Source organism: Streptomyces telluris (assembly GCF_024519335.1).
Taxonomy (GTDB): Bacteria; Actinomycetota; Actinomycetes; order Streptomycetales; family Streptomycetaceae; genus Streptomyces; species Streptomyces telluris.
The window spans coordinates 440,201-465,847 of sequence record NZ_JANIID010000001.1; the positions used below are offsets into that span (position 1 = coordinate 440,201).

27 protein-coding genes and 1 riboswitch are annotated in these 25,647 nt (G+C 74.3%); of the genes, 18 read left to right on the forward strand and 9 right to left on the reverse strand.

The genetic code is table 11. The annotated features are described in order from the left end of the window. Positions 1 to 7: 7 nt before the first annotated feature. Complete coding sequence (locus NQU55_RS01750) at positions 8 to 970, reverse strand: FAD-dependent oxidoreductase (protein WP_168091848.1); 963 nt, start codon at positions 968 to 970, stop codon at positions 8 to 10. 186 nt (positions 971 to 1,156) lie between these two features. Here NQU55_RS01750 and NQU55_RS01755 point away from each other — a divergent pair, with 186 nt between their 5' ends. The 3 genes from NQU55_RS01755 (at position 1,157) to NQU55_RS01765 (ending at position 4,611) form a co-directional block, all read left to right on the forward strand. Next, positions 1,157 to 1,819, forward strand: coding sequence for a DUF4360 domain-containing protein (locus tag NQU55_RS01755; RefSeq protein ID WP_168091849.1), 663 nt, complete (start codon positions 1,157 to 1,159; stop codon positions 1,817 to 1,819). A gap of 95 nt (positions 1,820 to 1,914) precedes the next feature. Beyond that, positions 1,915 to 3,219, forward strand: coding sequence for a cytochrome P450 (locus NQU55_RS01760; RefSeq protein ID WP_168091850.1), 1,305 nt, complete (start codon positions 1,915 to 1,917; stop codon positions 3,217 to 3,219). A 138-nt stretch (positions 3,220 to 3,357) separates the two neighbouring features. Continuing rightward, complete coding sequence (locus NQU55_RS01765; RefSeq protein ID WP_168091851.1) at positions 3,358 to 4,611, forward strand: hypothetical protein; 1,254 nt, start codon at positions 3,358 to 3,360, stop codon at positions 4,609 to 4,611. Between the two features lie 2 nt (positions 4,612 to 4,613). On the opposite strand, the gene NQU55_RS01770 is transcribed toward NQU55_RS01765, so the two are convergent. Both NQU55_RS01770 and NQU55_RS01775 read right to left on the reverse strand, forming a co-directional pair. Then, positions 4,614 to 5,759, reverse strand: coding sequence for an amidohydrolase family protein (locus NQU55_RS01770; RefSeq protein WP_168091852.1), 1,146 nt, complete (start codon positions 5,757 to 5,759; stop codon positions 4,614 to 4,616). 62 nt (positions 5,760 to 5,821) lie between these two features. Beyond that, positions 5,822 to 7,213 carry a glutamine synthetase family protein gene (locus NQU55_RS01775; RefSeq protein ID WP_372504602.1) on the reverse strand — a complete coding sequence of 464 codons (1,392 nt, stop codon included), beginning with the start codon at positions 7,211 to 7,213 and terminating at the stop codon, positions 5,822 to 5,824. 172 nt (positions 7,214 to 7,385) lie between these two features. On the opposite strand from NQU55_RS01775, the gene gvpO reads away from it, so the two are divergent. The 10 genes from gvpO (at position 7,386) to ctaF (ending at position 13,077) form a co-directional block, all read left to right on the forward strand. Then, on the forward strand, positions 7,386 to 7,706 hold the full coding sequence (gvpO, locus tag NQU55_RS01780; RefSeq protein ID WP_168091853.1) for a gas vesicle protein GvpO: 321 nt from the start codon (positions 7,386 to 7,388) through the stop codon (positions 7,704 to 7,706). Between the two features lie 138 nt (positions 7,707 to 7,844). Further along, entirely contained in the window at positions 7,845 to 8,264 is a 420-nt protein-coding gene (locus NQU55_RS01785) for a gas vesicle structural protein GvpA (RefSeq protein WP_168091854.1), read from the forward strand. After that, positions 8,261 to 8,977, forward strand: a complete 717-nt coding sequence (locus tag NQU55_RS01790; RefSeq protein ID WP_168091855.1) for a GvpL/GvpF family gas vesicle protein — start codon at positions 8,261 to 8,263, stop codon at positions 8,975 to 8,977. The genes NQU55_RS01785 and NQU55_RS01790 overlap by 4 nt, the downstream gene beginning before the upstream one ends. Beyond that, positions 8,974 to 9,186: a gas vesicle protein GvpG gene (locus NQU55_RS01795; protein WP_372504605.1), complete on the forward strand. Its 213-nt coding sequence runs from the start codon at positions 8,974 to 8,976 to the stop codon at positions 9,184 to 9,186. The genes NQU55_RS01790 and NQU55_RS01795 overlap by 4 nt, the downstream gene beginning before the upstream one ends. Further along, positions 9,183 to 9,590: a gas vesicle protein gene (locus tag NQU55_RS01800; RefSeq protein WP_168091856.1), complete on the forward strand. Its 408-nt coding sequence runs from the start codon at positions 9,183 to 9,185 to the stop codon at positions 9,588 to 9,590. Before NQU55_RS01795 ends, NQU55_RS01800 begins: the two co-directional genes overlap by 4 nt. Next, positions 9,580 to 10,446: a GvpL/GvpF family gas vesicle protein gene (locus tag NQU55_RS01805; protein WP_256789484.1), complete on the forward strand. Its 867-nt coding sequence runs from the start codon at positions 9,580 to 9,582 to the stop codon at positions 10,444 to 10,446. The genes NQU55_RS01800 and NQU55_RS01805 overlap by 11 nt, the downstream gene beginning before the upstream one ends. Beyond that, a complete protein-coding gene (gvpJ, locus tag NQU55_RS01810) occupies positions 10,443 to 10,628 on the forward strand; it encodes a gas vesicle protein GvpJ (protein ID WP_168091858.1) in 186 nt (61 codons plus the stop codon). Before NQU55_RS01805 ends, gvpJ begins: the two co-directional genes overlap by 4 nt. Continuing rightward, positions 10,625 to 10,903, forward strand: coding sequence for a gas vesicle protein K (locus NQU55_RS01815; protein WP_168091859.1), 279 nt, complete (start codon positions 10,625 to 10,627; stop codon positions 10,901 to 10,903). The genes gvpJ and NQU55_RS01815 overlap by 4 nt, the downstream gene beginning before the upstream one ends. Before the next feature lie 105 nt (positions 10,904 to 11,008). Continuing rightward, the gene (ctaD, locus tag NQU55_RS01820) at positions 11,009 to 12,691 is read left to right on the forward strand and encodes an aa3-type cytochrome oxidase subunit I (protein ID WP_372504606.1); all 1,683 of its coding nucleotides are present in this window, start codon (positions 11,009 to 11,011) and stop codon (positions 12,689 to 12,691) included. Further along, complete coding sequence (gene ctaF / locus NQU55_RS01825) at positions 12,688 to 13,077, forward strand: aa3-type cytochrome oxidase subunit IV (protein WP_168094954.1); 390 nt, start codon at positions 12,688 to 12,690, stop codon at positions 13,075 to 13,077. The genes ctaD and ctaF overlap by 4 nt, the downstream gene beginning before the upstream one ends. On the opposite strand, the gene NQU55_RS01830 is transcribed toward ctaF, so the two are convergent. Then, a complete protein-coding gene (locus tag NQU55_RS01830) occupies positions 13,074 to 13,988 on the reverse strand; it encodes a hypothetical protein (RefSeq protein ID WP_168094955.1) in 915 nt (304 codons plus the stop codon). The two genes, ctaF and NQU55_RS01830, sit on opposite strands and share 4 nt — an antisense overlap. Positions 13,989 to 14,112: 124 nt before the next feature. Between NQU55_RS01830 and NQU55_RS01835 the strand changes: the two genes are divergently transcribed. Next, positions 14,113 to 14,670: a TetR/AcrR family transcriptional regulator gene (locus NQU55_RS01835; RefSeq protein WP_168094956.1), complete on the forward strand. Its 558-nt coding sequence runs from the start codon at positions 14,113 to 14,115 to the stop codon at positions 14,668 to 14,670. 23 nt (positions 14,671 to 14,693) lie between these two features. Here the strand turns inward: NQU55_RS01835 and qcrB are convergent, their stop codons facing one another. Together qcrB and NQU55_RS01845 are read right to left on the reverse strand one after the other, a co-directional pair. After that, on the reverse strand, positions 14,694 to 16,301 hold the full coding sequence (gene qcrB / locus NQU55_RS01840; protein ID WP_206329792.1) for a cytochrome bc1 complex cytochrome b subunit: 1,608 nt from the start codon (positions 16,299 to 16,301) through the stop codon (positions 14,694 to 14,696). 183 nt (positions 16,302 to 16,484) lie between these two features. Continuing rightward, positions 16,485 to 16,730 (reverse strand): hypothetical protein, encoded by a 246-nt coding sequence (locus NQU55_RS01845; RefSeq protein ID WP_168094958.1) that lies wholly within the window; start codon positions 16,728 to 16,730, stop codon positions 16,485 to 16,487. Between the two features lie 108 nt (positions 16,731 to 16,838). Between NQU55_RS01845 and NQU55_RS36725 the strand changes: the two genes are divergently transcribed. Then, on the forward strand, positions 16,839 to 17,654 hold the full coding sequence (locus NQU55_RS36725; protein WP_256789485.1) for a TetR/AcrR family transcriptional regulator: 816 nt from the start codon (positions 16,839 to 16,841) through the stop codon (positions 17,652 to 17,654). A gap of 11 nt (positions 17,655 to 17,665) precedes the next feature. Here NQU55_RS36725 and metE read toward each other — a convergent pair whose 3' ends face one another. Both metE and NQU55_RS01860 read right to left on the reverse strand, forming a co-directional pair. Beyond that, positions 17,666 to 19,990 carry a 5-methyltetrahydropteroyltriglutamate--homocysteine S-methyltransferase gene (metE, locus tag NQU55_RS01855; RefSeq protein WP_168094959.1) on the reverse strand — a complete coding sequence of 775 codons (2,325 nt, stop codon included), beginning with the start codon at positions 19,988 to 19,990 and terminating at the stop codon, positions 17,666 to 17,668. A gap of 179 nt (positions 19,991 to 20,169) precedes the next feature. After that, a riboswitch (cobalamin riboswitch) is annotated at positions 20,170 to 20,379 on the reverse strand. 81 nt (positions 20,380 to 20,460) lie between these two features. Continuing rightward, positions 20,461 to 20,853, reverse strand: a complete 393-nt coding sequence (locus NQU55_RS01860) for a hypothetical protein (protein ID WP_168095008.1) — start codon at positions 20,851 to 20,853, stop codon at positions 20,461 to 20,463. Between the two features lie 215 nt (positions 20,854 to 21,068). On the opposite strand from NQU55_RS01860, the gene NQU55_RS01865 reads away from it, so the two are divergent. The 3 genes from NQU55_RS01865 to NQU55_RS01875 all read left to right on the forward strand — a co-directional run bounded on the left by NQU55_RS01865 (position 21,069) and on the right by NQU55_RS01875 (position 22,176). Then, the gene (locus NQU55_RS01865) at positions 21,069 to 21,419 is read left to right on the forward strand and encodes a hypothetical protein (protein WP_168095007.1); all 351 of its coding nucleotides are present in this window, start codon (positions 21,069 to 21,071) and stop codon (positions 21,417 to 21,419) included. Between the two features lie 89 nt (positions 21,420 to 21,508). After that, positions 21,509 to 21,793, forward strand: a complete 285-nt coding sequence (locus tag NQU55_RS01870; protein ID WP_168095006.1) for a hypothetical protein — start codon at positions 21,509 to 21,511, stop codon at positions 21,791 to 21,793. A 170-nt stretch (positions 21,794 to 21,963) separates the two neighbouring features. Beyond that, complete coding sequence (locus tag NQU55_RS01875; protein ID WP_168095005.1) at positions 21,964 to 22,176, forward strand: hypothetical protein; 213 nt, start codon at positions 21,964 to 21,966, stop codon at positions 22,174 to 22,176. 70 nt (positions 22,177 to 22,246) lie between these two features. Here the strand turns inward: NQU55_RS01875 and NQU55_RS01880 are convergent, their stop codons facing one another. After that, positions 22,247 to 25,624 carry a hypothetical protein gene (locus NQU55_RS01880; protein ID WP_168095004.1) on the reverse strand — a complete coding sequence of 1,126 codons (3,378 nt, stop codon included), beginning with the start codon at positions 25,622 to 25,624 and terminating at the stop codon, positions 22,247 to 22,249. Between the last annotated feature and the right edge of the window lie 23 nt (positions 25,625 to 25,647).

Sequence of the window (25,647 nt, forward strand, 5' to 3'; positions counted from 1 at the left end):
CGGGGGTTCAGCAGCCCGCCGCGTCCGCGAGCCGCGCCACCGCGAGCGCGCAGCCCCACGACACCGTGACGCCCGCGCCGCCGTGCCCGTAGTTGTGAATCAGCCTCGCGCCGTTCGGCAGCCCGTCGGTTTCCAGCCGCGCGGGGGAGCGGGCCGGGCGCAGCCCGACCCGGTGGGCGAGGACGCGCGCCCCGGCCAGACGCGGATGCGCGCGGGCGCAGCGGCCGACGATCGACCGCGCCGTGGCGGGAGAGGGGGTGCGGTCCCAGACGTGCGCCCGCGCGGTGCCCCCGAGGACCACCCCGTACGGCTGCGGGAGGACGTAGAGGATCTCGCCCGTGCCGTGGTCCTCCGCGGCCAGCCACTCGTCCACGCCGGGGTTCTCCACGACGACGACCTGTCCCTGCACGGGGTGCACCAGCGGGTCGGGGACCAGGTCGCGGGCGCCGAGGCCGGTGCAGTTCACGACGAGCGGCGCCGCGCGCCCGGCTTCGGCCAGGTCCGGCACGTCCCGGTCGGTGACGGTGCCGCCCGCGGCCGCGAGCCGGTCCTGGAGATATCCGAGATATACCGTCATATCCACCAGGGGAGTGCGAGCCCGGAGGCCGTGGCCGTAACCCGGGGGCAGCTCGCCGGGCCCGGCCGGGCGGATCCCGGGGACGTCGGCCGTCCAGCGTCCCTGCTCCTCGGGCGCCGTGCTCGCGTGGGTGCCGTCGACCAGCCGGACGCCCGTCTCCGCGGGGCGCGCGGCGAGGCCGGACAGCACCCGCAAGGACTCCAGCGACCAGGCGGCGACCGCCTCCTCGGGCTCGATCCGGTACGGCCACCAGAGGCCGCCGGCCACGGCGGACGTGGTCTCCGCCGCCCGCTCGCGGCTCCACACCGCGACCCGCCGCCCGGCCTCCGCCAGCACCACGGCAGCGGTCAGCCCGATGACACCCGACCCCACGACGATCGCATCGTCCGCCATGGGCACACCGTACCCCCGTGTCCGGAACCTCTTTCCCCGGTTATCGGTGCTGTTGACTTCTCCGCCGCCCTGTGGAATTGATTCCCCACCCGGATCCGGCTTTTCGCCATTCCCCGGATTCCTCAGATTCCACAGATTCCTCTCGGTCCCCGTCCCCGGTCCCCTGTCCCCAGCCACAGGAGCGCCATGTCCAGATCCAGAGTTCTCTTCCTCTGCAGCGCGGCAATAGCGGCGTTATGCGGTCCGGTGCTGCCCGCGCACGCGTCGGCTCCCGGGATCACCGTTCCGCCCGATAAAATCGTGATCGAGGTCGCCACGGTCAACGGTTCGGGATGCCCCGCCAACTCCGCCGCCGTGGGCGTCTCCCTCGACAACACGGCCTTCACCGTCACCTACAGCAAGTACCTCGCCCAGGTGGGTCCGGGGTCGAAACCGACGGACTTCCGCAAGAACTGCCAGCTGAATCTGATCGTCCATGTGCCGCACGGATTCACGTATGCCGTCGCGAGCGTCGACTACCGCGGATATGCCCAGCTCGCACCCGGCGCCACGGGCGAGCAGAAAGCCTCCTACTACTTCCAGGGGCAGTCGCAGACCACGGCCAAGTCCCATCAGTTCAAGGGCGCCCTCGACGACAACTGGCAGGCGACCGACATCAACGAAATCGCACAGTACGTGTGGTCGCCGTGCGGGGAACGGCGCAACTTCAACATCAACACTGAGCTGACCGTCAACGCCGGCACCTCCGACCCCACGAAGACCACCAGCTTCATGGCCATGGACTCCACGGACTCCGCCATCAACACCCTCTACCGCCTCGCCTGGAAGGAGTGCCCGCCGAAGCGGTAGTCCCCCGGGGTTGTGGGAACCGCACAGGTACCCCTCGCCGGGACTGGAGCCGGCCCCGCTGTCCTGAAACGCGTGGGACGGACGAGGATGAACAGGTGCTCGATACCCTCGATCCGGCGGACCCCGACTTCGCACGCGACCCGTACCCCTACTACGCACGGCTGCGCACGACGGGCCCCGCGGCGCGGGTGGCGCTTGCCAACGGCACGGAGGCCTGGCTGGTCACCGGCTACCGGCAGGCCCGGGAAGTGCTCGCCGACCCGCGCTTCTCGAACGTACCCCCGCGCGCCGCGGGCCGCCCCAAGCCCGACTCGCCGGCACAGCGCGCCCGCGGCTGCCTCGCCCGCCACATGCTCAACACCGACGCCCCGGACCACACCCGGCTGCGCCGGCTGACCACGGCCGCGTTCACCCCGCGCCGGGTCGACGCCCTGCGCCCCCGCATCGAGCGGCTCACGGCGGAGCTCGTGGCGGACGTGGCCGCGGGGCTGGCCCGCGAGGGCACGGCCGACCTCGTCGACGCCTTCGCCTTCCCCCTGCCGGTCCTCGTCATCGGCGAGGTGCTCGGCGTGCCCGCCGCGGACCGGGCGGACCTGCGCACCTGGACGTACCGGGTCGGATCGCCCGCCGACGCCCTGCCCGCCGGAGCCGTCGACGAGGCCTGGACGTCCCTCCACGCCTACTTCACCGCCCTCATCGCGCACAAGCGCCGGATACCCGGGGACGACCTCTTCAGCGCCCTGATCCACGATGCGGGCGAGGGCGGCCTGGACGACGGCGAGCTGCTGGCCATGGCGTTCCTGCTGCTCTTCGCCGGCTACGAGACGACCATGAACCTGCTGGCGTCCGCCTCGCTCCTGCTGCTCACCCACCCCCGGGAGCTGGCCGCCGCCCGGCGGGGCGGCCCCGGCGCCTGGGCCGCCGTGGCCGAGGAGGCCCTGCGGCACGCGAGCCCCCTGGAGGGGACGACGTGGCGGCGCACGACCGAGGAGGTCGACCTGGGCGAGGGCGTGGTCCTGCCGGCCGACGCCTCGGTCCTCGTGGTCCTCGCCGCCGCCAACCGCGATCCGCAGGCCTTCGCCGAACCGGACGCGTTCCGGCCCGCCCGCTACGCCGCGGCCGGTGAAAGGGGCGGCGACGGGACGGGCGGCAAGGCCGGCGAAAGGGCCGCGCCCCACGCGGCCTTCGGCCACGGCCCGCACTTCTGCCTCGGCTCGCGGCTGGCCCGGCTGGAAGCGGAGGTCGCCCTTCCGATGCTGTTCGGCGAGGGCTCCCGGATGCCGGAGCTCTCCCTCGCGGCCGACCCCGCCCTGCTGCCCTACCGCCCCGGCCTCCTGGTCCGCGGCCCGCGCCGCCTTCCCGTCCGCGCGACGCCGCCCGGCAGCACGCGAACCGGCTGATTCCACCCCCGGGTTGACGCGCGCGACCGCCTGCCGGCCCACCGTCCGGGGTGGCGGGAGGGACGTTCTTCCCCTGCCCGTGCCCATGGGCTCTACAGTGGCCTGTGCCTTTGTGTGCTGCCAGGGAGGAAGTGCGTAGTGGTCGACACGGCCCGGGGTTGTGTGCTGTTACTGGACGGTACGCCTGACCGGCGACGAGGCGTCCTGCCGAATCCGACCGCACATGCCATTGCGGGCGCCAATCCCCGCCGCTTCCTCGCCGCGGACGCCGTCGACGTCGTGCAACTGCCCGCCGTGGAGGGGCCGCAGAGCGCCCTGGCCTATCTCCAGCACGCCGCGGCCGTGCCCGGCCCGCTCCTGGTCTGGGTGACCGGACGGCTGATGATCCCGGCCCGCCGCGGCGGCGAGCTCCACCTGGCCCTGCCCGGCAGCACCCCGGCCACCGTCCGCTACACCGGCCTGCCCTGGGCCTGGCTGCTGCGCACCCTGCAGGCCCACGCGGGCCCGGTGCTGGTGCTGGCGGACCTGGAGGCCGACCCGGCCGCCCTGCCGCACGTGGAGAGCGGCGCGCAGACCGGGGAACTCTCGCAGGGCGTCCCGCTGTTCGGCGTGGTCCAGCCCGTCCCTCCGGTCGCCGCGCGCGAGGCGGGCCCGTACACGCGGGCGCTCCTCGAAGCGCTGCAGACCGGCGACCGCCGCGCCGGCGCCGTGCTCGACGCCTCGGCCCTGCACCAACGGGCCCTGCTCGGGGCGGGCCTGGGCGCGGAGACGCTGCCGCTGCAGTGGGGCGTGCCGGGACCGGTCCTGGCCAACGTCGCCGCGGGCACCCGTCCGCACCCCCGGCCCCGGTACGCGGCGGCACCCGCCCCGGCCCCCGTGCTGCCGCACCCCGCGCCGGTGCAGCGGCCCGAGCCGCCCGCGGCGCCCGTAGCGCCCGCCCCCGCCGAAGAGCAGGCCCCGTCCCAGGACGACCTGCTGCCGGTCATCCTCGCCGCCGCCCACGCCGGGCGGCACAACGAGGCCGCGGCCATGGCCGCCGCGGGCGAGCAGCAGGCCCTGCGCCGCCACGGCCCGGACAGCCCCGAGGCGGGGTTGTGGGTCGAGGTCCGCGCGGACCTCGCGCGCATGGCGGGCGACCACGCGCGGGCCGCCGAGCTGTGGATGGCGGCCGCGGGCGCACGCCTGGGCCGCAGCGGACCGGCCGACGAGGAGGCGCTGGCCGCGGTGAAGCGGGCGCACTACTGCTGGCAGCACAGCGGCGACGGGGCGGTCCGCCTCGCTCCCACTCTGCTCGCGCTGTGGGAGCGGATCCCCGGGGGCGAGGGCGCGGCCGAGCACATCCGGGCGTACCTGCAGGAAGCGGAGGAGTCCTGGCCCGGGGTGGCTCGCTGAGCTCAGGCCGGGAGCTCGTAGAGCCGCCGCGCGGTCTCCGATCCGATGAGCCCGGCGATCCGGGGCACCTCGGCGGCGGGCCACGCGCCCTCATCGGCCCACTCCTGCGTCAACCGCCCGAGCGCCCGGGTGAACAGGCGGGTGCCGACGAGATACAGCTCCGGCAGCCCGTAGGCGTCGGTGGAGAACATGACCTTCCCGAACGGGGCGAGCTCCAGCACTTCCGCGAGGACGGCCGTGGCGCGCGCCCCGGTGTAGGAGAGGGTCAGCCCGACGTCGGCGTAGACGTGCGGGAACACCTGGGCCAGGTAGGCCGCGTTGCGGTGGTACGGGTAGGCGTGCAGCAGGACCAGCGGGCAGCCCGTCGGCCGCACCGCCTTGATGAAGTCGGTGAGGAGCGCCGGGTCGCTGCGGTGCAGGCGCAGGTCGGGGTCGCCGAAGCCGGTGTGGATCTGCAGGGGCAGCGCGGTCGCGGCCGCCGTCCACAGCAGGTGGCGCAGGAGCACGGGGTCGTGGAGGCGGCCGCCGGGCTCGCGCGCGGCCAGCCAGCGGTCCGTGGCGGCCCGCAGCTCCCCGGGGCCCGGCGGCGCCGGGTCGAAGTCGAGTCCGTGGCGGTAGGCGGCCACCGACTTGAAGCCCACGGCGGTGCGGGCCGTCGCGTGCACCGCCTCCTGCAGGCCGTCGAGGAACTCCCGGCCGGTGCCCGCCTTGTCCGCCGTGTGCTCGGCGAGGGTCTCCAGCCGCACGATCTCGTGGGCGCGCCCTCCGCCCGCGCGGGCGAGCTCGTGGTGGGTGGTGAGGTCGTCGGCCAGGCCGGTGTCGACGACGTAGTCGGTGATGCCGGTGGCGCCGAGCAGCCGCCGGTTCACCTCGTCCGCGCCCAGCTCGGCGCGCCGGGCCAGGTAGTCGGCGGGCGGGCAGTGGGCCGGGAGGCCGAGGAGCGGCGGGCACCAGCAGCGCACGGCGAAGCCCAGCTGGCTGTCGAAGAACGTGGTGCCGTCGGCGGCCGGCGCGTCGGACTCCGTCAGGTACGCCGTGAAGCGGGAGCCGGTGAGCGGCCCCCTGGCCACGCCGTGGCAGTGGTGGTCCACCAGCCCACCGCCGGGGGGCTGTTCGGCGGGCGGTGCGGTCGCTGTCCGGTTCGCCATGGCTGCCGCCTTCTTCACGACGTCGGGTCGGGGAGGGATCGGTCGGGGCCGGTGGCTCCGGGTCAGTAGCGGTGCCGGAGGTCCGCGACGACGGCTTCCGGCGTGTGGTGCCGCAGGCGCGCGTGCTCGCCTTCGCGGACGGCGAGGAAGGCCTCGTAGAGGGGGTCCCCGAGGGCTTCGCGCAGGAGGACCGAGCCGCGGAAGTGCTCGATCGCCTCGGGCAGGGAGGCCGGCAGGCGGGGAACCCTGGCGTGCGTGACCGCCGGATCGCCGCTGACGGGGGCCGGCAGGGTGCACTGCCGGTCGATGCCGTCGAGTCCGGCGGCGATGACCGCGCCGGCCACCAGGTACGGGTTGGCCGTCGCGTCGATGCACTTGATCTCGGCGTTGGCGCCCTGGAGGTCCTTCTCCGGGCCGGGAATGAAGCGGAGGGCGGCCTCCCGGTTCTCTGGTCCCCAGCACTGGAAGACCCCCGCCCACATCGACGGTGCGAGCCGCAGGTACCCGGCGGGGTGCGGGGCGGTGACGGCCAGCAGCTCGGGAAGCGTGCCGAGCACGCCGGCGAGGAACGCCTCGCCGGTCCGCGTCATCCCCAGCGGGCCGTCGCCGCCGCGGCACAGGTTGACGCCGTCCTTCCAGAGGCTGAGGTGGAGGTGCGCGCCGTTGCCCACGGCCCCGTGCTCGACCACGGGGGCGAACGTGGCGTGCAGGCCGTGGCGCGCGGACACGGCGCGGATCGTCTCCCGTACGAGCACCGCGTCGTCGGCGGCGGCCACCGGGCCGGACGGGGCGGTGGACACCTCGAACTGGCCGGGGGAGTACTCCGGATGGATCTGCAGCACGTCGATGTCCTGGGCGGCCAGGGCCTGCAGGACGTCGCGCACGTAGCCGGAGAGCCCGGTGATCCGGGTCATGCCGTAGGCCGGGCCCGGGCCCGCGTAGCGCCGGGCGCGGCCGGGCGCCTCCGGCCCGTCCCCCTCGCCGTCCGCTCCCGTCGCGTGGGTGACGACCCATTCGGTCTCGTAGCCCATGCGCAGTTCGAGGCCGGCCCGCGCGGCCAGCTCGGCCATGCGCCGCGCGAACCCGCGCTGGCAGGCCGCGTAGGGGGCGCCGTCCTGTTCGAAGCGGTCGGCCGGGGCCCAGGCCCAGCCCGGCTGGGCGGCGAGGACGGTCAGCCGGTCGAGGTCGGGGAAGAGGCGCAGGTCCCCGTCGGGCCCGCCGATGTGGGCGCTGGTGACGGCGGAGTCGTCGCTGAGGTAGACGTCGAAGACGGGGGACATGCCGACGCCCCACTGCGCCGCGTGGGCGAGCCGGGCGGTGGGGACGGCCTTGACGCGCGCGATGCCCGCGTTGTCGACCCAGGTCAGTGCGACGCCGTGCACGTCCATGGCCGTCAGGCGCGCCGCCTCCTGGCGCGCTGCCGAGGCCGCGGCCTCGTGCGGTGGTGTGTCCAAGCTCGCTCCCGGGTGCCGGTGCCCTCGACTGCCCTGTGCGGGCCATTACACCGTACGGTGGCGGGCCCGGCGGGCCAAGGACGCCCCGGAGGGAAACGCAGGCCGGGGCGGTCGCGCCGTGATCGGGAGTTTGGGCCCGCCGGGACGCGGTATCCGCAGGGCGAGGCTCTCCATGACTGATAAGGCAGACATACCCGACGAGACCGGCACGGGCCCGGAAGCGGGAACACGGCCGGACCTCACCGCAGCCCAGGTACTCCGCGCGGCCCGCGAGCAGTTCGCCGAACTGACCGGGCTGCAGCCCGAAGGCGTCTCCCGGTTCGAGCGGACCGAGGACGGCTGGACGCTGGAGGCCGAGGCGGTCGAGGTCGCCCGGATCCCCGAGACGATGAGCGTCATGGCGCTCTACGAGCTCACCCTCGGCCCCGACGGCCTGCTCACCGGCTACCGCCGCGTCCGGCGCTACGAGCGCGGCAGGTCCGACGCCCGCTGAGCGCCCTGCGGCGGGCACGCCGCACAGCACGAGCGCTGGGCAGCACGAGCGCGGGGCAGCGCGAACCCCGGGCAGTCCGGGCCGCCGTGCGCCGGTCGCGTCGCGACGAGAGAACAAGACGAGAGGAAACCGCCCGAGATGAGCGTTGTCCCTGCGCAACCGGGCACCGGCTCCGCCGGCGGCACCAGCGGTCTGTACGACGTGATCGAACTGGTGCTGGACCGCGGGCTGGTCATCGACGCGTTCGTACGCGTCTCGCTGGTCGGCATCGAGATCCTGAAGATCGACGTGCGCGTCGTCGTCGCCAGTGTCGACACCTACCTGCGCTTCGCCGAGGCCTGTAACCGCCTCGACCTGGAATCCGGCCCCCACAAGAGCGCCGGCCTGCCCGAACTCGTGGGCGAGGTGACCGAGAGCGGCGCCCACGGCAAGACCAAGGGCGCCCTGTCCGGCGCCGCGCAGACCGTCTCCGACGCCCTGCACCAGGTGCGCGACCGCGGCGAGGAGAAGACCCGCAGCAGCCGTTCCACCTCCCGCAAGAAGGAGGACACCGAGTGACCACCTACGTCTACGGCATCGCGCGCGCCGGCAGCACCGACCTGCCCGACGGCCTCACCGGCATCGGGGAACCGCCACGCCCCGTACGGGTGGTGAGCCGGGACGGCCTGGCCGCGGTCGTCAGCGACTGCCCCGAGCAACTGCGCCCCAAGCGCCGCGACCTGCTGGCCCACCAGCAGGTGCTGGCGGCGGCCGGCCGCCGCACCCCCGTGCTCCCGATGCGCTTCGGCAGCGTCTCCGACAGCGACGACAAGGTGGCCGAGGTGCTGTCCGAGCACTCCGGCCGCTACGAGGAACAGCTCGACCGGCTCGCCGGACGCGTCGAGTACAACGTCAAGGTCCTGCACCGGGAGGACGCCGCCCTGCACCTCGTCCTCGCCGGGAACGCCGAGCTGCGGGCCCTGGCCGAGGCCAACAAGGCCGCAGGCGGGGGCTCCTACGAACAGCGCCTGCGCTTCGGCGAGATGGTCGCGAACAGCATGCGCGAACGCGAGGTCCTGGACGCCGGGCTGGTGCGCGAGGCGCTGGTGCCCCTGGCCGAGGAGCACTGCGACGGCCCGGAGAGCGCGGGCTGGTTCCTGAACGTGTCCTTCCTCGTGGAGGAGCAGGCCGCCCGGCGGCTGCTGGAGGAGGCAGGGCGGCTCGGCGAGCGCCACCCGCAGCTGGACATCAAGGTCAACGGTCCGCTCCCGCCGTACAGCTTCGCGACGTGATCACCTTCGTGAGCTGGGTGCTGCGCCGGGTCGTCGCGGAGGCCGAGCGCCTCCACCGCGACCCGGCGGCCGTCCGGCGCGAACTCGAAGTGCTCGAGGAGCAGCTGGTGAGCGGCGTCATCGACGAGGAGGAGTTCGACCGGCGCGAGGACGCCCTGCTGGACCGCATGGAGCCGGTGCGGCAGCAGCCCGGGGGAGGCGCGGCATGACGGGCCGGTCCGAGACGTCGCTCTCCGGCGGCGGCAGTCCGGCGAACCTCGCCGACATCCTGGAGCGCGTGCTCGACAAGGGCATCGTCATCGCCGGCGACATCCGCGTCGACCTCCTCGACATCGAGCTCCTCACCATCAAGCTGCGCCTGGTCGTCGCCTCCGTCGACAAGGCCAGGGAGATGGGCATCGACTGGTGGGAGAGCGACCCCTCCCTGTCCTCGGGAGCCCGCCGGCGCGCCATGGACGCGGAGAACGCACGGCTGCGGTCGCGCATCGCCGAACTCGAAGCACGCGGCGAACTCGAAGCGCGCGGCGGGCTCGAAGCGCGCGGCGGGCTCGCAGCACATGACGGGCCCGAAGAGGCCGAAGGACCCGAAAGGAGGAGTTCCGGTGAACCGTGACCGTCCTGACCGTACGGAACTGCTGTACGCCTATGCCGTCCTGCGGGACACCGGTGCCGCCGGGAGCCGGCTGGAGACGGTCACCGGCGTGGCCGGCGAGCCGGTGCGCGCGGTGCGGGAAGACGGCCTCGTGGTCCTGGTGGGGCCCGTCCCCGCGGCCGAGTTCGACGAGAAGGGGCTGCGCGAGCGGCTGGAGGACCTCGCCTGGCTGGAGCACGTCGCGCGCGGCCACCAGCGGGTGGTCGACGCGGCGTCGGACGGGGCCCCGTGCGTCCTGCCGCTGCGGCTCGCGACCGTCTACCGCGACGAGGCCGGCGTGCGCCGCATGCTGACGTCCCGGCACGCCGCGTTCGGCGCCGCCCTGGACCGGCTGGAGGGCCGCGCCGAGTGGGGGGTCAAGATCCACACCGCGGCGGAGGGCGCCGGCGGGCCGCCGGCCGCCCCGCCCCCGGGCCCGCCGTCCCGGGCCCGCCCACGAGCGCCGCGCGCCGCCACGTCCGGCCGCGACTACCTCCGGCAGCGCGCCGCGGAACGGCAGGCGCGCGAGGAGGAGTGGCGGCACGTGGACGAGGCCGCGCGCGGCATCCACGCCGCCCTCGCCACCCTCGCGGAGGAGACCCGGCTCTACCCTCCGCAGAACCCCCGCCTCACCGGGCACCCCGGCCGCAACGTCCTCAACGCCGCCTACCTCGTGCCCCGCGAGCGCGGCCCCGCCTTCACCGCCGCCGTCGCGGCGCTGGCCGGCCGTGCGCCCCGGGACGGGCTGCGCGTGGAGCTGACCGGGCCGTGGGCGCCGTACTCCTTCGTCACCGGCGAGCCCTCGCGGGAACCCGCCCACGACGCGGGCACGCCGTGACCGGCGCCGGCGGCGGCCCCTTCGCCGAGCGGCGCGTGTCGCTGCTCGACCTCCTCGACCGGCTGCTCGCGGGCGGCGTCGTGCTGGCCGGGGACCTCACCCTGAGCATCGCCGACGTCGACCTCGTCCGCGTCGACCTGCGCGCCCTCATCAGCTCGGTCGAAGGGGAGGAGCATCCATGACCACGCGCCGCCTGGAGCTCGACGAGGAGGCCGTCGAGCGCGACCTCGTCACGATCGTGCTGACCGTGGTGGAACTCCTGCGCCGGCTGATGGAGGCGCAGGCGCTGCGCCGGGTGGAGCTGGGCGGGCTGAGCGAGGAACAGGAGGAGCGGCTCGGCCTCACGCTGATGCTGCTGGAGCGGCGCATGCGGGAGCTGTGCGCGCACTACGGTCTGGAGCCGCGCGACCTGAACCTCGACCTCGGCCCGCTGGGTTCCCTGCTGCCGCGGGAGTGAGCCGGCGCCCCACCCGTCCGAATGGCCCATCCCTGGTTTGCGCGACGGCGGCCACGGCTACACACGTGGCGCCCGCCGCAACGGGCACGGGCCCACGGAGGGGCGATGCCGCAGCTGGAGCAGGAGAGACCCGAGGGGACGGCGGAGACCGCCGACAGTCCGCACCTCCGGCTGGGCAGCAGAATGCTCACCTACCTCACCACCACCGATCACAAGGTGATCGGAAACATGTATCTGGTGACCGCGTTCTGCTTCTTCCTGTTCGCCGGGCTGATGGCGATGGTGATGCGGGCGGAGCTGGCCCGGCCGGGGCTGCAGATCGTCAGCACCGCGCAGTACAACCAGCTGGTCACCATGCACGGCACCGTCATGATGCTGCTGTTCGCCACGCCCATGTTCGCCGGGTTCGCCAACGCCGTGATGCCCCTGCAGATCGGCTCCCCGGACGTGGCCTTCCCCCGCCTGAACGCGATGACCTTCTGGCTGTTCCTGCTCGGCGGCCTGATCGTCGTCTCCGGATTCGTCGTGCCCGGCGGGGCCGCGTCCTTCGGGTGGTTCGCCTACGCCCCGCTCAACAGCGCCGTCTTCTCGCCCGGCGCCGGCGGCGACCTGTGGGCGATGGGCCTGGTGGTGGCGGGCCTCAGCACGGTCCTGGGGTCGGTGAACTTCATCGCCACCATCGTCTGCCTGCGCGCGCCCGGTCTCACGATGTTCCGCATGCCGGTCTTCACCTGGAACATCCTCTTCACCTCCATCCTGGCGCTGCTCGCCTTCCCCGTGCTGACCGCGGCCCTGCTGTGCCTGGAGGCGGACCGGAAGTTCGGCGCGCACGTCTTCGACGCGGCCAACGGCGGCGCGGTGCTGTGGCAGCACCTGTTCTGGTTCTTCGGTCACCCCGAGGTCTACATCGTCGCCCTGCCGTTCTTCGGCGTGATCACCGAGATCATCCCGGTCTTCAGCCGCAAGCCGCTCTTCGGCTACGCCGGAATGGTCGGCGCGACCATCGCCATCACCATGCTGTCGGCCAGCGTGTGGGCGCACCACATGTTCGCGACCGGCGCCGTCCTGCTGCCGTTCTTCTCGCTGATGTCCTTCCTCATCGCCGTCCCCACGGGAGTGAAGTTCTTCAACTGGATCGGCACCATGTGGCGCGGCAGCATCTCCTTCGAGACCCCGATGCTGTGGGCGATCGGCTTCCTCGTGACCTTCCTGCTCGGCGGGCTCAGCGGCGTCCTCATCGCCTCCCCGCCCCTCGACTTCCACGTCACCGACTCGTACTTCATCGTCGCGCACCTGCACTACGTCCTCTTCGGCACGGTCGTCTTCGCCATGTTCGGCGGCTTCTACTTCTGGTGGCCCAAGTGGACGGGGCGGATGCTCGACGAGCGCCTCGGCAGGATTCACTTCTCCACCCTCTTCGCCGGCTTCCAGATCACCTTCCTGGTGCAGCACTGGCTCGGCGAGGAGGGCATGCCCCGGCGCTACGCCGACTACCTGGCCGCCGACGGGTTCACCCTCATGAACACCGTCTCCTCCATCGGGGCCTTCCTGCTCGGCATCTCGACCCTGCCGTTCCTCTACAACGTGTGGCACACCGCCCGCCACGCGCCGAAGGTGACCGTGGACGACCCCTGGGGCTTCGGCCGGTCCCTGGAGTGGGCCACCAGCTGCCCGCCGCCGCGCCACAACTTCCACGCCCTGCCGCGGGTGCGCTCCGATTCCCCCGCCTTCGACCTGCACCACCCCGAAGTCCTGGAGGCGGCGCCGACGAGGAGCATCCCGAAGTGAAGACAGAGGCCGTCCTCTTCGCCGGCGTCGCCGGTTTCTTCCTGGCCACCGGAGCCGTCTACGTCTGGCTCTCCGGCCGTGAGCCCGCGGGGACCGCGGCGCTGACGGTCTCCTTCCTCATGGCCTCGCTGGTGGCCTTCTTCTTCACCGTGAACTACCGCCGCCGGGGCGCCCGGCCGGAGGACCGGAAGAAGGCCGACATCGCCGAGCGGGCGGGCCCCCTGGACTTCTTCCCGCCGCGCAGCGCCTACCCGGCCCTGACCGCCCTGGGCGCCGCCCTCGCGGCGCTGGGCATCGTCTTCGGCCTGTGGCTGTTCATCATCGGCTTCGGCGTCCTGGCCGCGGGGGTGGGAGGGATGTCCTTCCAGTACGTCCAGCGCGACTAGGCGGCGCCTGACGGCCCTTCGGCGTTACGCCCGTCCGTCCGCCGCCGTGACCGCGGCCGTGCGCTCAGCACGGTGAGAGCGGCGAGGAGGCCGAGGGAGACCGGCCCGGTCGGCGGCAGGTCGGGGGCGATCCCGAGTGCCTTCGTGACGGTCCACGAGACGGCCAGAGCCGTTACGAGGGCGGCGACGTAGACGAGGAGGAGCCGGCCCGCTCCTGTGCGCGCCCGCAGTGCCCACACCACGGTCAGCGGGACCGTCCAGAACAGCACGCAGCTGAAGAGCCACATCGCGTACAGGGTCAGCTTCGGGTCGAGGGCGGTGTCGCTGTCCAGCAGGGCGGCCGGCCAGGAGTCGAAGGTGCCGTAGACGGTGTGGAAGGCCGCCATGAAGGTGGAGAAGGCGATCGCGATCCACAGCAGCACCAGCCGTCCGGCGCCGCGGCGGGCCCGCGGCGCCGGCCTGCCCGGGGGCCGGGCCGGACGCGCCTGCCAGGCCAGGACCGCGACGGCGGCGTGCAGCACCCACTCCGGCAGCGACAGGAGCCCGGACATGCCGTGGCCCACCAGCCCCGTCGCCACGTACATCACCGCCTGTGAGCCGTTCAGCAGCGCGACGCAGCCGAGCGCCGGCCTGGTGACGGCAGCCGGCCGGTGCCGCAGGAGCACCAGGACGACCGGGTAGCTCCAGGCGATCGCCGACATGCCGTGCCACATCATCCGGAGCCCCTGCCGGGCGTCCGCGGCGGCGTCGCCGGCCATCAGGGCGTCGAGGGTCGGGGCGGCCTGTACGAACGTGTGCAGCACCGCGGTGACCGTCGCCACGGCCACGGCGGCCCACAGGGCCCACGGCCGTGCAACGGCCGCCGTCGTGGCGCTCGTGTCCCGCGTCATGATTTTCGTCGAGGTGTTCATGCCGTGCCTCCCGCCGTCGGGGAATCAGCTGGACCACTCACGCGCTCTTCCATACAGCGCTGTATGGAAGACGATAGGATGATCCATACAGTGCTGTATAGATGCTGGAGAGGTGACCTGTCTCATGGCGGTGGCGCGTACCCCGCGCGGCAGTTGGATTGCCGCGGGCCTGCAAGCTCTGACCTCCGGCGGGGTGGAGGCGGTGCGGATCGAGGTGCTGGCCAAGGAGCTCGGCGTCACCCGGGGCGGCTTCTACTGGCACTTCGCCGACCGGCAGGCCCTGCTCGAGGAGATGCTCGACGCCTGGGAGGGCGACGCGACCACGGCGGTGATCGAGAAGGCCGAGGCCGCCGGCGGTGACGCGCGGACCAGGCTGCGGCGGCTGTTCGCCGTCGCCGCCTCCGGCGAGGGCCTGCTCACCGACATCTTCACCGACTTCGCGATACGCGACTGGTCGCGGCGCGAGCCGGCCGTGGCGGAACGGCTGCGGCGCGTCGACAACCGGCGGATGGCGTACCTGCGCGAGCTGTTCGGCGAATTCTGCACCGATCCCGACGACGTCGAGGCCCGCTGCACGCTGTGCTTCATGGTGTGGATCGGCAACCGCCTCCTGGACCTCGACCACGGCGGACGCAGCCCGGCCGAGGTCATGGAGCTCATCCAGCGCCGGCTGCTGCAGTAGGGGCGGCGCGCCCGTCCGGGCGGCTACGTGCCCCGCTCGGCCGGTGCGTCCGGTCCCGCGGGCGGCGCCGGTTCGCCCGGCTCGACCGGGGCGGCGGTGCGCTCCTCGATCGCCCGCCGCTGCTCGGGCGTCACCGGGATCTCCACGCGGTGGCGGTAGTACCACGAGCTCAGGGCCAGCCGCAGCCGCTGCCTGCGGGGCAGCTCCCCCGCGGGGGCGGCGAGCGGCCGCGGGATCTCACGCACCATCAGGCGGTAGCCGCGGCCGGCGGACAGCGGCACGTGGCCTTCGCCGAGCCCGCCCTGGACGTCCTGCTCGACGTTCCCGCTCTCGTGGCCCTCGGTCAGCAGCGTGCGGTCGTGGGCCTGCAGGGCCAGGCAGATCCGCCGGGTGGCCCAGAAGGCCAGCACCGGACCCGCGACCACCGCGATGCGGAAGATCCAGGTCAGGGTGTTGACGGAGACCCGGAAGGAGAACGCGGCCACGTCGTTCCCGCCGGCGGCCAGCAGCACGGCGTAGAAGACGATGCCGGCCACCCCCAGGGCGGTCCGGGCCGCCTGGTTGCGGGGGCGGTCGCTCAGGTGGTGCTCGGTGCGGTCGCCCGCCACCCACTTCTCGATGAAGGGGTACAGGTAAAGGCCCGTGAACAGCACACCCGGCAGGATGACCGCGGGGATGAGCACGTTCCACATGAAGGTGTGCCCCCACAGCACGGTCTCCCACGGGGGCATGATGCGCAGGGCCCCCTCCAGGAACCCCACGTACCAGTCGGGCTGGGCGTCCGTCGCCACCTGGTCGGCGCGGTAGGGCCCGTAGGCCCACACGGGGTTGACCTGCGCGAGCGCGCCGAGCGCGGTCAGCAGGCCGAACAGCATCAGGAACAGCCCCGAGGACTTGGTGGCGAACTGCGGGAACATGGGCGTCCCGACCGCGTTGCGGTTGGTCCGGCCGCGCTCCGCCCAGTGGGTGTGCTTGAGGTAGACCACCAGGAGCAGGTGCACGGTGATCAGGGCGATGAGCACGCCGGGTACGAAGAGCACGTGCACGACGTACAGGCGGGGCATGATCACGTGCCCGGGGAACGGCCCGCGCCAGATGAACGAGCTCAGGTACGTGCCCACGACGGGGATCGACAGCACGATCGTGTGGGCCGTCCGCAGCCCGGTCCCGGACAGCAGGTCGTCGGGCAGCGAGTAGCCGGCGAACCCTTCGAGGAGCGCGAGGACGAACAGCGTCAGCCCCACGATCCAGTTGACCTCCCGGGGCCTGCGGAAGGCCCCCGTGAAGAACACGCGCAGCATGTGCACGGCGATCGCGGCCACGAAGATCAGCGCCGCCCAGTGGTGCACCTGCCGCATCAGCAGCCCGCCGCGCACCTCGAAGCTCAGGTCGAGCGTCGAGAGGTAGGCCTGCGACATCCGCAGGCCCCGCAGCGGCTCGTAGGGCCCGGCGTACACGCTCTGCGTCATGCCCGGGTCGAAGAAGAGCGTGAGGTAGGAGCCGGTGAGCACCAGGACGACGAAGCTGTAGAGGGCGAGCTCCCCCAGCAGGTACGACCAGTGGTCGGGGAACGCCTTGCGCAGCAGGGCCTTGGCCGCCTCGGCGGCCGGCAGCCGCCGGTCCAGCGCCATGAAGCCGGTCAGCGCCGCCTCCCGGACCTTCTCTTTCACCCGTCACGCTCCCTGTCGCCTCCGGCACCCGCTTCCGCGCGCGGGACCGCGGCTGATGGGTAACCGGCGCGCCCGGAGCTCAACCGCATGATCGCCGGGTGTCACCCGGAGCGCGCGGGGAAGGGACGGAGCGGCGGGGGCTCACTAAGCGGCGCTCTGCCGCGCCAGCGCCTTCTCGCGCCCGGCGTCGAGGACGGCCAGCACCCCGAACGTGAGGAGCGCCGCCGCGGTCGCCACGACGTAGCACCAGGGCGAGGGGAGGTAGTTCGCCGCGCGCAGGACCGTGCCTTCGTCGTCGCTGACGAGCCGGTAGACGATCGACAGCGGGCCCTCCCAGACACCCACGACGAGCGCCGCGATGGACAGGACCCTGTACCAGGCCTCGTGCATTCCGCCTCCTCAGGCCGGAGTTCTGTTTCGTTGATACGACTGTATCAACGAAAAGGGGCGGTAATGTCGGGTTTCGTCACGCATTTTAGTGAGGGATAAGCTGCCTTCGTGCGTGACGAAATTCAGGGTCGGTGCCGCGTCTGCGCCGGGCCGCTCGCCGTGGCGGTCCGGGGCCGCCCGCCCGTCTACTGCTCGCGGAGCTGCCAGGCCAGGGCGTACCGGCAGCGGGCCGGCGCGCGCGGCGGCCGCGAGGCGGGGGCGACCGCGGCCGGGGGGCCCGTCGCCGGCGGCGCGGGGGAGAGACGGCGTCAGATCGCCGGGGCCGTCTGGAGGATCGCGGCCGAGCGGGGCCTGGAGGCGGCCAGCATGCGCGAGGTCGCGGCCGAGGCCGGGGTCTCGCTGCGCGTCGTCCAGTACCACTTCGGGAGCAAGCACGGCCTCCTCGTCTCGGCGCTGCACCTGCTGCACGAGGAGAACGACCGGCGGGCCCGGGAGCGCATGGCCGCGCTGCCCGGCCCCGCGGACCCGCGGGCGGTGCTGGGCGCCGTCCTGAACGAGTTCCTGCCCCTGGACGAGCAGCGCCGCAGCGCTCTGCGCGTCTTCGTCGCGTACTACGTGCGCAGCCTGACCGATCCGGCGCTGGCCGCAGTCTTCCTGCACGCCTCCCAGCCCGTCGAGCAGCTGGTCGCCGGCCTGATCGCGCGGGCGGGGGCGGCGCCCGGCACCGACCCGGGGCGGGAGGCGGACCTGCTGGTGTCAGGGGTGACGGGGCTGGGCATGGACGTGCTCCACGGCCGGCGCACCCTCGCCGACGTCCGGGCGACGCTGGACTACCACCTCGACCGGATCCTGCCCGCGCACCGACCGCACGGCGGGAGAGGGCGGGCGCCGGGCCGTCCGGCGCCGCCCCCTTCCGTCACCTGACCGCCGGACCGTCAGGAGGCCTGGCCGGGGATCTCCGCGCGGACCGTGCGGGCCGCTGTGACCAGGTTTTCCAGGGAGGCCCGGACCTCGGTCCAGCCGCGGGTCTTCAGGCCGCAGTCGGGGTTGACCCACAGGCGCTCGCCGGGGATCGCCTCCAGGCCCTTGCGCAGCAGTGCCGCCGCCTCGTCCGCCCCCGGGATGCGCGGGGAGTGGATGTCGTAGACGCCGGGGCCGACCTCGCGCGGGTAGCCGGCGACGGCCAGCTCCGCGGCGACCTGCATGTGCGAGCGGGCGGCCTCCAGGCTGATGACGTCGGCGTCGAGGTCGTCGATGGCCTGGAGGACGTCGCCGAACTCCGCGTAGCACATGTGCGTGTGGATCTGGGTGTCCGGCCGGACGCCGCTGGTGGACAGGCGGAAGGACTCGGTCGCCCACGCGAGGTACCCGGCGTGGTCGGCGGCGCGCAGCGGCAGCGTCTCGCGCAGGGCGGGCTCGTCCACCTGGATGACCGACGTCCCGGCGGCCTCCAGGTCGTTCACCTCGTCGCGCAGGGCGAGGGCCACCTGGCGGGCGGTCTCGCCGAGCAGCTGGTCGTCGCGGACGAACGACCAGGCGAGCATGGTGACCGGGCCGGTCAGCATGCCCTTGACCGGGCGGCCCGCCACCGACTGGGCGAAGCGGGTCCAGCGCACGGTCATCGGCTCGGGGCGGGAGATGTCGCCGGCGAGGATCGGCGGGCGGACGTAGCGCGTGCCGTACGACTGCACCCAGCCGTGCTGCGTGGCCAGATAGCCCGTCAGCTGTTCGGCGAAGTACTGCACCATGTCGTTGCGCTCGGGCTCGCCGTGCACCAGGACGTCGATGCCGGCCTTCTCCTGGAAGGAGATGACCTCGCGGATCTCGGCCTCGATGCGCCGCTCGTAGGCGGCCTCGTCGATCCGTCCGGCGCGCAGGTCGGCGCGGGCGGTGCGCAGCTCCGTGGTCTGCGGGAAGGAGCCGATGGTGGTGGTCGGCAGCAGCGGCAGCCCGAGGTGGGCGCGCTGTGCGGCCGCCCGCTGGGCGTACGGCTGCGAGCGGCGCCCGTCGGTGGCGGTGACGGCCGCGGCGCGGGCGCGCACGGCCGGGTCGCGGGTGATGGCGGAGCCGGCGCGGGAGGCCAGGTCGGCGCGGTTGGCGGCCAGTTCGGCCGCGATGGTGTCGGTGCCCTGCGCCAGGCCGCGGGCCAGGGTGACGACCTCGGCGGTCTTCTGGCGGGCGAAGGCGAGCCAGCGGACGATCTGCGGGTCGATGTCCCGCTCGGCCGCCGCGTCCAGCGGGACGTGCAGCAGGGAGCAGGAGGAGGAGACGTCGACGCGGCCGGCGAGGCCGAGGAGGGTGCCGAGGGTGGACAGGGACTTCTCGAAGTCGTTGATCCACACGTTGCGGCCGTTGACGACGCCGGCCAGGAGGCGCTTGCCGGGCAGTCCGCCGACGGCCGCGAGGTCGTCGAGGTTGGCGGCGGCGGGCCCGGTGAAGTCCAGGGCGAGGCCCTCGACGGGGGTCTTGGCGAGGACGGGCAGGGCCTCGCCGAGCCGGTCGAAGTAGGAGGCGACGAGCAGCTGGGGCCGGTCGGTGAGGCCGCCCAGGTCGCGGTAGGCGCGGCCGGTGGCGTTCAGCTCGGCGGGGGTGCGGTCCTGGACCAGGGCGGGCTCGTCGAGCTGCACCCAGGCCGCCCCGGCGGCCCGCAGGTCGGCGAGCACCTCGGCGTACACCGGCAGCAGCCGGTCGAGGAGGGTGAGCGGTTCGAAGTCGGCGGCGACGCCGGGGGCGGCCTTGGCCAGGAGCAGGTAGGTGATGGGGCCGACGAGGACCGGACGGGGGGTCAGGCCGAGCGCGAGGGCTTCCTTCAGCTCGGCGACCTGCTTGGTGGAGTCCGGGGTGAAGACCGTGTCGGGGCCGAGCTCGGGGACCAGGTAGTGGTAGTTGGTGTCGAACCACTTGGTCATCTCCAGCGGCGCCACGTCCTGGGTGCCGCGGGCCATGGCGAAGTAGCCGTCGAGGGAGTCGGCTTCGACGGCCGCGCGGTGCCGCGCGGGGATCGCGCCGACCATGACGCTGGTGTCCAGGACGTGGTCGTAGAGCGAGAAGTCGCCGGTGGGCACCTCGTGGACGCCGGCGTCGGCCAGCTGCTGCCAGTTGGTGCGGCGCAGTGCGGCGGCGGTGTCCCGGAGGCTGCCGGCGGTGACGCGGCCCTTCCAGTACCCCTCGATCGCCTTCTTCAGTTCACGGTTGCGGCCCTGACGGGGGTAGCCGTACACGGTGGCCTGGGCTGCCGCGGCTGCGGACTTGCTGGTCACGGAACTCTCCTTCGCGAGCGTGCGTGCGTCCATGACCCCGGGGGACGGGCGGAAGGCGCGAAGGAACGACGGAACCGGGCGGGTTGCTGCCGGATGCGGTCGCGTGTGCGCCGCCGTCCGTGCCCGCCTGATGTATGCGCCGACCCGCCCTCGAGGTCACCGGGATCTCCGTGCGCTCGGCAGCGCACGGGCAGTCGGCAGGTCTTCGGACTCGCGGGCACGCCACATGGCACCTACTGGCCGTCGCTTCCCGGATCCGTATGGATCCAGTGCGTATGACGGCGGTCGTTCCCGCTCACCGCTGCGGGGCAGTCCCGGATTCCCACCGGGTTCCCTCTTACGACGCGCCTGCCTGGCGAGCAGGGCGAACCAGCTGCACCGCCACCATATGGTGCCGGACGGGCCCACGGACAGACCTGTTCGGATACCGGACTGTGGTGTGGGACACGCGACGCGCGAACGGGCGTCCCTCAGGAGCCTGTTCGCGTGGCCAGGCGCAGGCGCAGCTCCATCTCGTGCTCGCCGGAGACGTGCCCCCGGTGCTCGACGGCGAAGGCCCGTTCGAGCTCCTCCTTGACCTGGCGGACGGGGTCCGCCGCGCCGAAGAGGTCGGCGGTCACCGCGCCCGACAGGGGCGTCCCCTCCGGCTGCACCGCGTCGGCGCCGGTGCGCGTGCGGGTGTCGACGCTCATGCACCAGATCATGGGGCCGGCGCCGGGGGTGCCTGGCCCGGTCTCGCCGCGCGGCGGCCCGGCCTCGGGGAAGACGGCCTCGAGGACGCCGAAGACGGCGCCCGCGTCCTGGTGGCCGCAGTCCGTCAGATGCACGCTGACGTGGTCCGCACTCTCCCGGGCATCCGTCACTGCTCCTCCTTCGCCGTCCTGGCCGTGTCCGGGCCCCGCCGCCGAGCGGGGGAGGCCCTGCTCCGACCGTACGGCGCGCCCGGGGGCTCTGGCGCGGGCTGTGCGACCATCCGGGCCAGGTACCCGGCTCCCGCACGAAGATGCAGCGTCCGATTCAACGGCCTCACCCGAACGGTGGAATGCGCCGAAAGTAATTGACTGATTACGCTTAGTGCATGAACCTGTGGAGTCCTGAGCCGCTGCCGTGGAGGCCCGCCCTGCGGGCCTCCGTCGCCGTGCTGGTCTCCGTCCTCCTGCTGTTCTCCGGAGGGAGCGGCACGGTCTACGCCCTGGGCCCCGGCCCGGAGGAGAGCTCCGTCTCCGTGGAGTTCGCCGCCACCGACGACTGCGTCGCGGACACCCGTTCGCCCCGCTCCTCGGTCTCGCCCTCCCGGCGCTCCTGCCTCCCGCCCTTCCGGGCGTCCGTCCTGCCGGCCACCCCGGCCCGCCCGCTGTCGGCCCCGGCCGGCCCCGAGGGCCCCGCGGCGTCCGCCGGCCCCGCGCGCAACGACGTCCTGCGCTGCTGAGAAGGCCCGCGCCCGCCCCCGGCCGTCCGGAGCGGGCGCGCGTGCGGAACTCCCTTCACTACCGGCAGGCACGAGAGCAGAGAGACGTCATGCCCCTCGATCCCGCGCGTGTCCTGAGTGCGTATCTGCGCGCCCAGGCCTACCGCGCCCACGGCCCAGACCCCCAGCCCGCCTCCACCGACGGTGAGCACCCTCCGGGCACCACGAGCCCTTCGCACGGTGCGGACCCCGCCGCCCTGGCCGAGGAGAAGCCTCCCGCCGCTCCCGGCGCGAGCATCCCCGTCGCGGGAGCGGAACCGGCCGCCCCACGCGGCGCGCCGCCGACCCGGCCGGGCCTCTTCGCCCGTCTGCTGCTGTACGTACGGCAGGAGTAGCCGGAGCCGCTCCGCGGGCCGCCCGCTCCCGGCACCGGGAGCGGGCGGCCGCGTGCTCCGCCTGCCGACGCCGGAGCCGTCCCCTTTCAGGTGAAGGGGCGGGCCCGGCCCGTCGGTGGCCTCCCGGCGCCGGGAAGGGGATGCCCGTCGACGCTGACGAGGGAGAACCCATGCCGACCGACGATGTCGAGCGATTCCTTGGCGCCCTGAGCCCGGCTCACCGCGAGGAGGTCGGCCGGCAACCGCGCGCGCAGCAGGAGAAGCTGGCCGCCGCCTGGGAGAAGGAACTGCGGGAGGACACCGACCTCGACACGCTGAGCGAGCTCTCGCCGGCCGCCGCGGAGAGCGAGGCGGCCCGGCGGGTCGTCGAAGGGCGTTCGTAGGCACGGGGAGCACGGGGAGCACGGGGAGCACGGGAGCCCGGGGCACGGCCCGCGCCCCCCGCGCGGTGTCTCATTCCGTGGCCGTCACCCGGGCCAGCGCCTCGTCGCGTACGTCCGGGTGGGGGTGCCGGCGCAGGGAGCGCAGTTGCTCGCGCCAGGGCGCGGACCAGCCGGTGCGGCGGCCCCCGAGCGAGGTGAGCGCGAGCGCGAACAGCCCGGTGGCAAGGTCCCCGTCGTCCGCGAGGGAGCGGGCCGCGTGGGCGAGCGCCTCGTCGCTGCCGTCGCGGCTGCCGAAGCGCCCGGCGAGGGAGCCGGCCGTGCGCGCCGCGAGCGCGGGCCGGCCCTCGTGCAGCCGGGCGAGGCGCTCCAGCTGCGCCGTCAGGACCTCCGGCGCGGCGGCCGGGTCGAGGACCCGCACCATCAGCTCGACCGCTTCGGGAACGTGCTCCCCCGAGCCCGCGAGGAGTTCGGCGACCGCCGGCGCCGCCTCCCCGAGAGCCCGGGTGTGCCACCGGCTCCTGCCGCTCAGGCCGGTGACCAGGCGCCGGATGCGCGCGCGGGCGGGCCGGTCGCGGCCGGGCTCCGCGTCGGGCGCGTCCGGCAGGGCGTCGGCGTCCACGAGAGCCGTGAACGCCCGCATGAGCGGGGCGAGGTCCGGCGACCCGGACGGCGCCAGCACCACGACGTCGCACAGCGCCTCGGCGGCGTGGCTCCAGCTCGTCCTGTTCTCCAGGTCGGTGACGGCCGCCACCAGGACGTCCGCCGCTTCGGGCGTCCAGGGCGACCACCGGCCGAGCGCCGCGTACGCCTGGCGTGCCACCTCGGCGTCGTCGGTGTCGCACACGGCCCGGACCAGCGTCGCGTAGCGGCGCCGGTGCCGCGCCGGCAGCCGGCGGGGCACGGTCGAGAGCACGGCCGTCCGCAGCTCGCTCCGCCCGCTCGCCGCGGTCTCCAGCAACCCCCACGCCTCCTCGTGCGCGAGCAGGTCCGTCGTGAACGCCACGCAGGTGGCCTGCACGTCGTGGTGCTGGCCCGGGAGCGTGCACGCCTCGGCCAGGAGGGCCACCGCCTCGGGCGCGGGCAGCGCCGTGGCGGCGAGCCGTGCGGCCTCCTTCCGGCTGGTCACCTTCACCCCGGTGGCCGCGGTCAGCAGCTCGCGCAGCATCCCGGCCAGGGCGGACGGCGCGACGAACCGGGCCGCGCGGGACGCCGCCGTGATCGCGACCCGGGCCCGGTCCCCGCCGGCGTGCGAGAGCAGGAGCCGCACGTGCCGCCCCGGGGTGTCCGTCCACGCGAGGGCGGCCAGGGCGGCCTCGGCCAGCGGCACGTCGCCGTCGCCGGCCCGGCGCACCAGCAGCTCGGTGCCGTACTCCGGGATGCACGCGGCCAGCCGGATCGCGCGCACGCGCTGGTGCGTCGTGAGCGTCGGATCCCCGGCCGCGCGTTCCAGCAGCCGTGCGGCGGCGGCCTGATGGCGCGGCAGCCAGTACGCCGTCGCCCGGCGGACCGGCGGCAGCCAGTGGCTGTCCTTGGTGAGGAAGCGCCCGTAGGGAGGGGTGTCGCCCAGGGCGGCGTCCAGCAGGTCCGTGCGGCGGCGCACCAGTACCGCCTCCACGGCGGGGAGGGTGACGGCCGACGGGTCCAGCGCGATGAGCTCGGTGACCCGGGCCTCGCGCGTCCGCGGGTCGCCGAGCCAGTACGAGGCGGCGCTGCGGGCGTCGCCGGGGCCGCCGTGCTCGACCGCCCGCCGCAGCAGGGCCTGCAGTCCCGGTACGCCGTAAGCGCGCTCGCCGAGCGAGCCCGCGAGTTCCAGCGTCCCGGCGAAGTCCGCCCGGTCGGCGGCCGCTTCGAGCGACGGACGGCGGGCTTCGAAGATCCGGTGCTCCTGCCCGTGCCGCAGGGGCACGGGGGCGTGGGCGGAGCCGGGCAGCCGCGCCAGGGTGCGCAGCGACCAGGCGGCCGGCTCGCTCTCCTCGCCGCCCTCCCCGGCGGCGCCGTGTTCGCGCAGCAGCGCGTGGGCCAGGGAGCGCAGGGCGGTCTTCTCGGACCACGAGAAGTCCCGCGCCTCGATCGCGTACGTGGCGAGGCGGTCCAGGTGGGGAGCGGCTTCGGGGGCGAACAGCGAGGGGTGCACGGCGGCGAGCGCTGTCAGGGCGGCGGACCGCACCGGCTCCTGGTCGTTGCGCAGCCGGCCCAGGCCGGCGAGGAGTTCCGTGACGACGGCGGGGTCGCGGGCGAGGGCGGCGTTGCGCACGAGCAGCCCGTACGCGTACGCCCGGTCCTCGGCAACCGGGCGCCGGGCGGCGGCCAGCAGTTCCTCGCGGACCTCCGCCACCGGCAGGTACGACAGCGCAGACAGGACCGTCCGCCAGTCGGCCCCGCGCTCGCGGGCCTGCGCGGCCATGCGCCGGGCCTCGGCCTCCCGCCGCGCCCGCGGCAGCACTTGCAGGATCCTGTCCGTCAGCACGGCACGGCCGGTGTCCTGCCCGTGCGTCGCGGCGTCGTAGCACGCGGCGCGCTGCGACGGCGGCATCAGCCGCAGCAGGCCCGCGAGCGCGGGCTCGTGGCGGGCCAGCGCCCGGGCCAGGTCGTCGAAGCCCGGCGGCCGGTGGCGGACGAGCGTGAGCAGTACGGGCTTCCGCAGGCCGGTGAGGTCCGCGTCCTCGCGCCCGGGCGCCAGGAGGAGCCGGAGCGTGCCGGCCGGATCGGCGGCCGCCGGCCGTCCCAACCGGCGGTGCACCTGTCCGGGCAGCCTCCCGTGGCACAGGCGCTGCAGCAGGTCGAGCACCCGCAGCGGCTCGGCGTCCACGGTGGCCGCCACGACGGACCCGTACGACAGCCACCACCGGCGCCGGTGGTCCTCCGGCAGTGCGGTGAGCCGGCGTTCCGCCTCGTCGAGGATCGCGGTCGCGTGGCGGCGGGCGAGCTTCGGCCAGGGGACGGTGGTGTGGAAGAGGAGGGGGAGCAGCTCCGCGACGGTCCCGGGCCCGCAGACCGGCAGGAGCTTCGCCGCCTCGGCGTCGCCCCAGCGCTCGCGGACCGGCCGGACGAGGGCCTCCGCGAGCGCGGTCCGCCGCCCGGCGACGACCGCGCGCACGAGCTCGCGGCGGATCGCCACCGGGACGTCGTCCAGCGCCGCCGCCACCGCGGCGTCGGGTATGAGGCCCCGGCGCACGGCGGCGACGGCATGTACCCGCACCGCCGGGTCGGGGTCGGTCAGCCGGGTCTGCAGCCAGGCGACCTCACGGCCGACGCCCGCGGCCAGCCCGGCGACACCCCGCTCGTAGCGCCCGCGCCCGGACAGTTCGGCCACCACCGCGCCGAGCTCCCCGCGGGCGCCGAGCTCCCGGGCCCACCGGGCGACGTGGCGCACGCGCCGGGGGAAGGGGAGCGGGTCGAGAGCGGCGAGGAGCTCGTCGGCACGTGCGGGAGCGGAGGTTTCGGTCACGGGGTGATTCTTGCGGAGAGCGC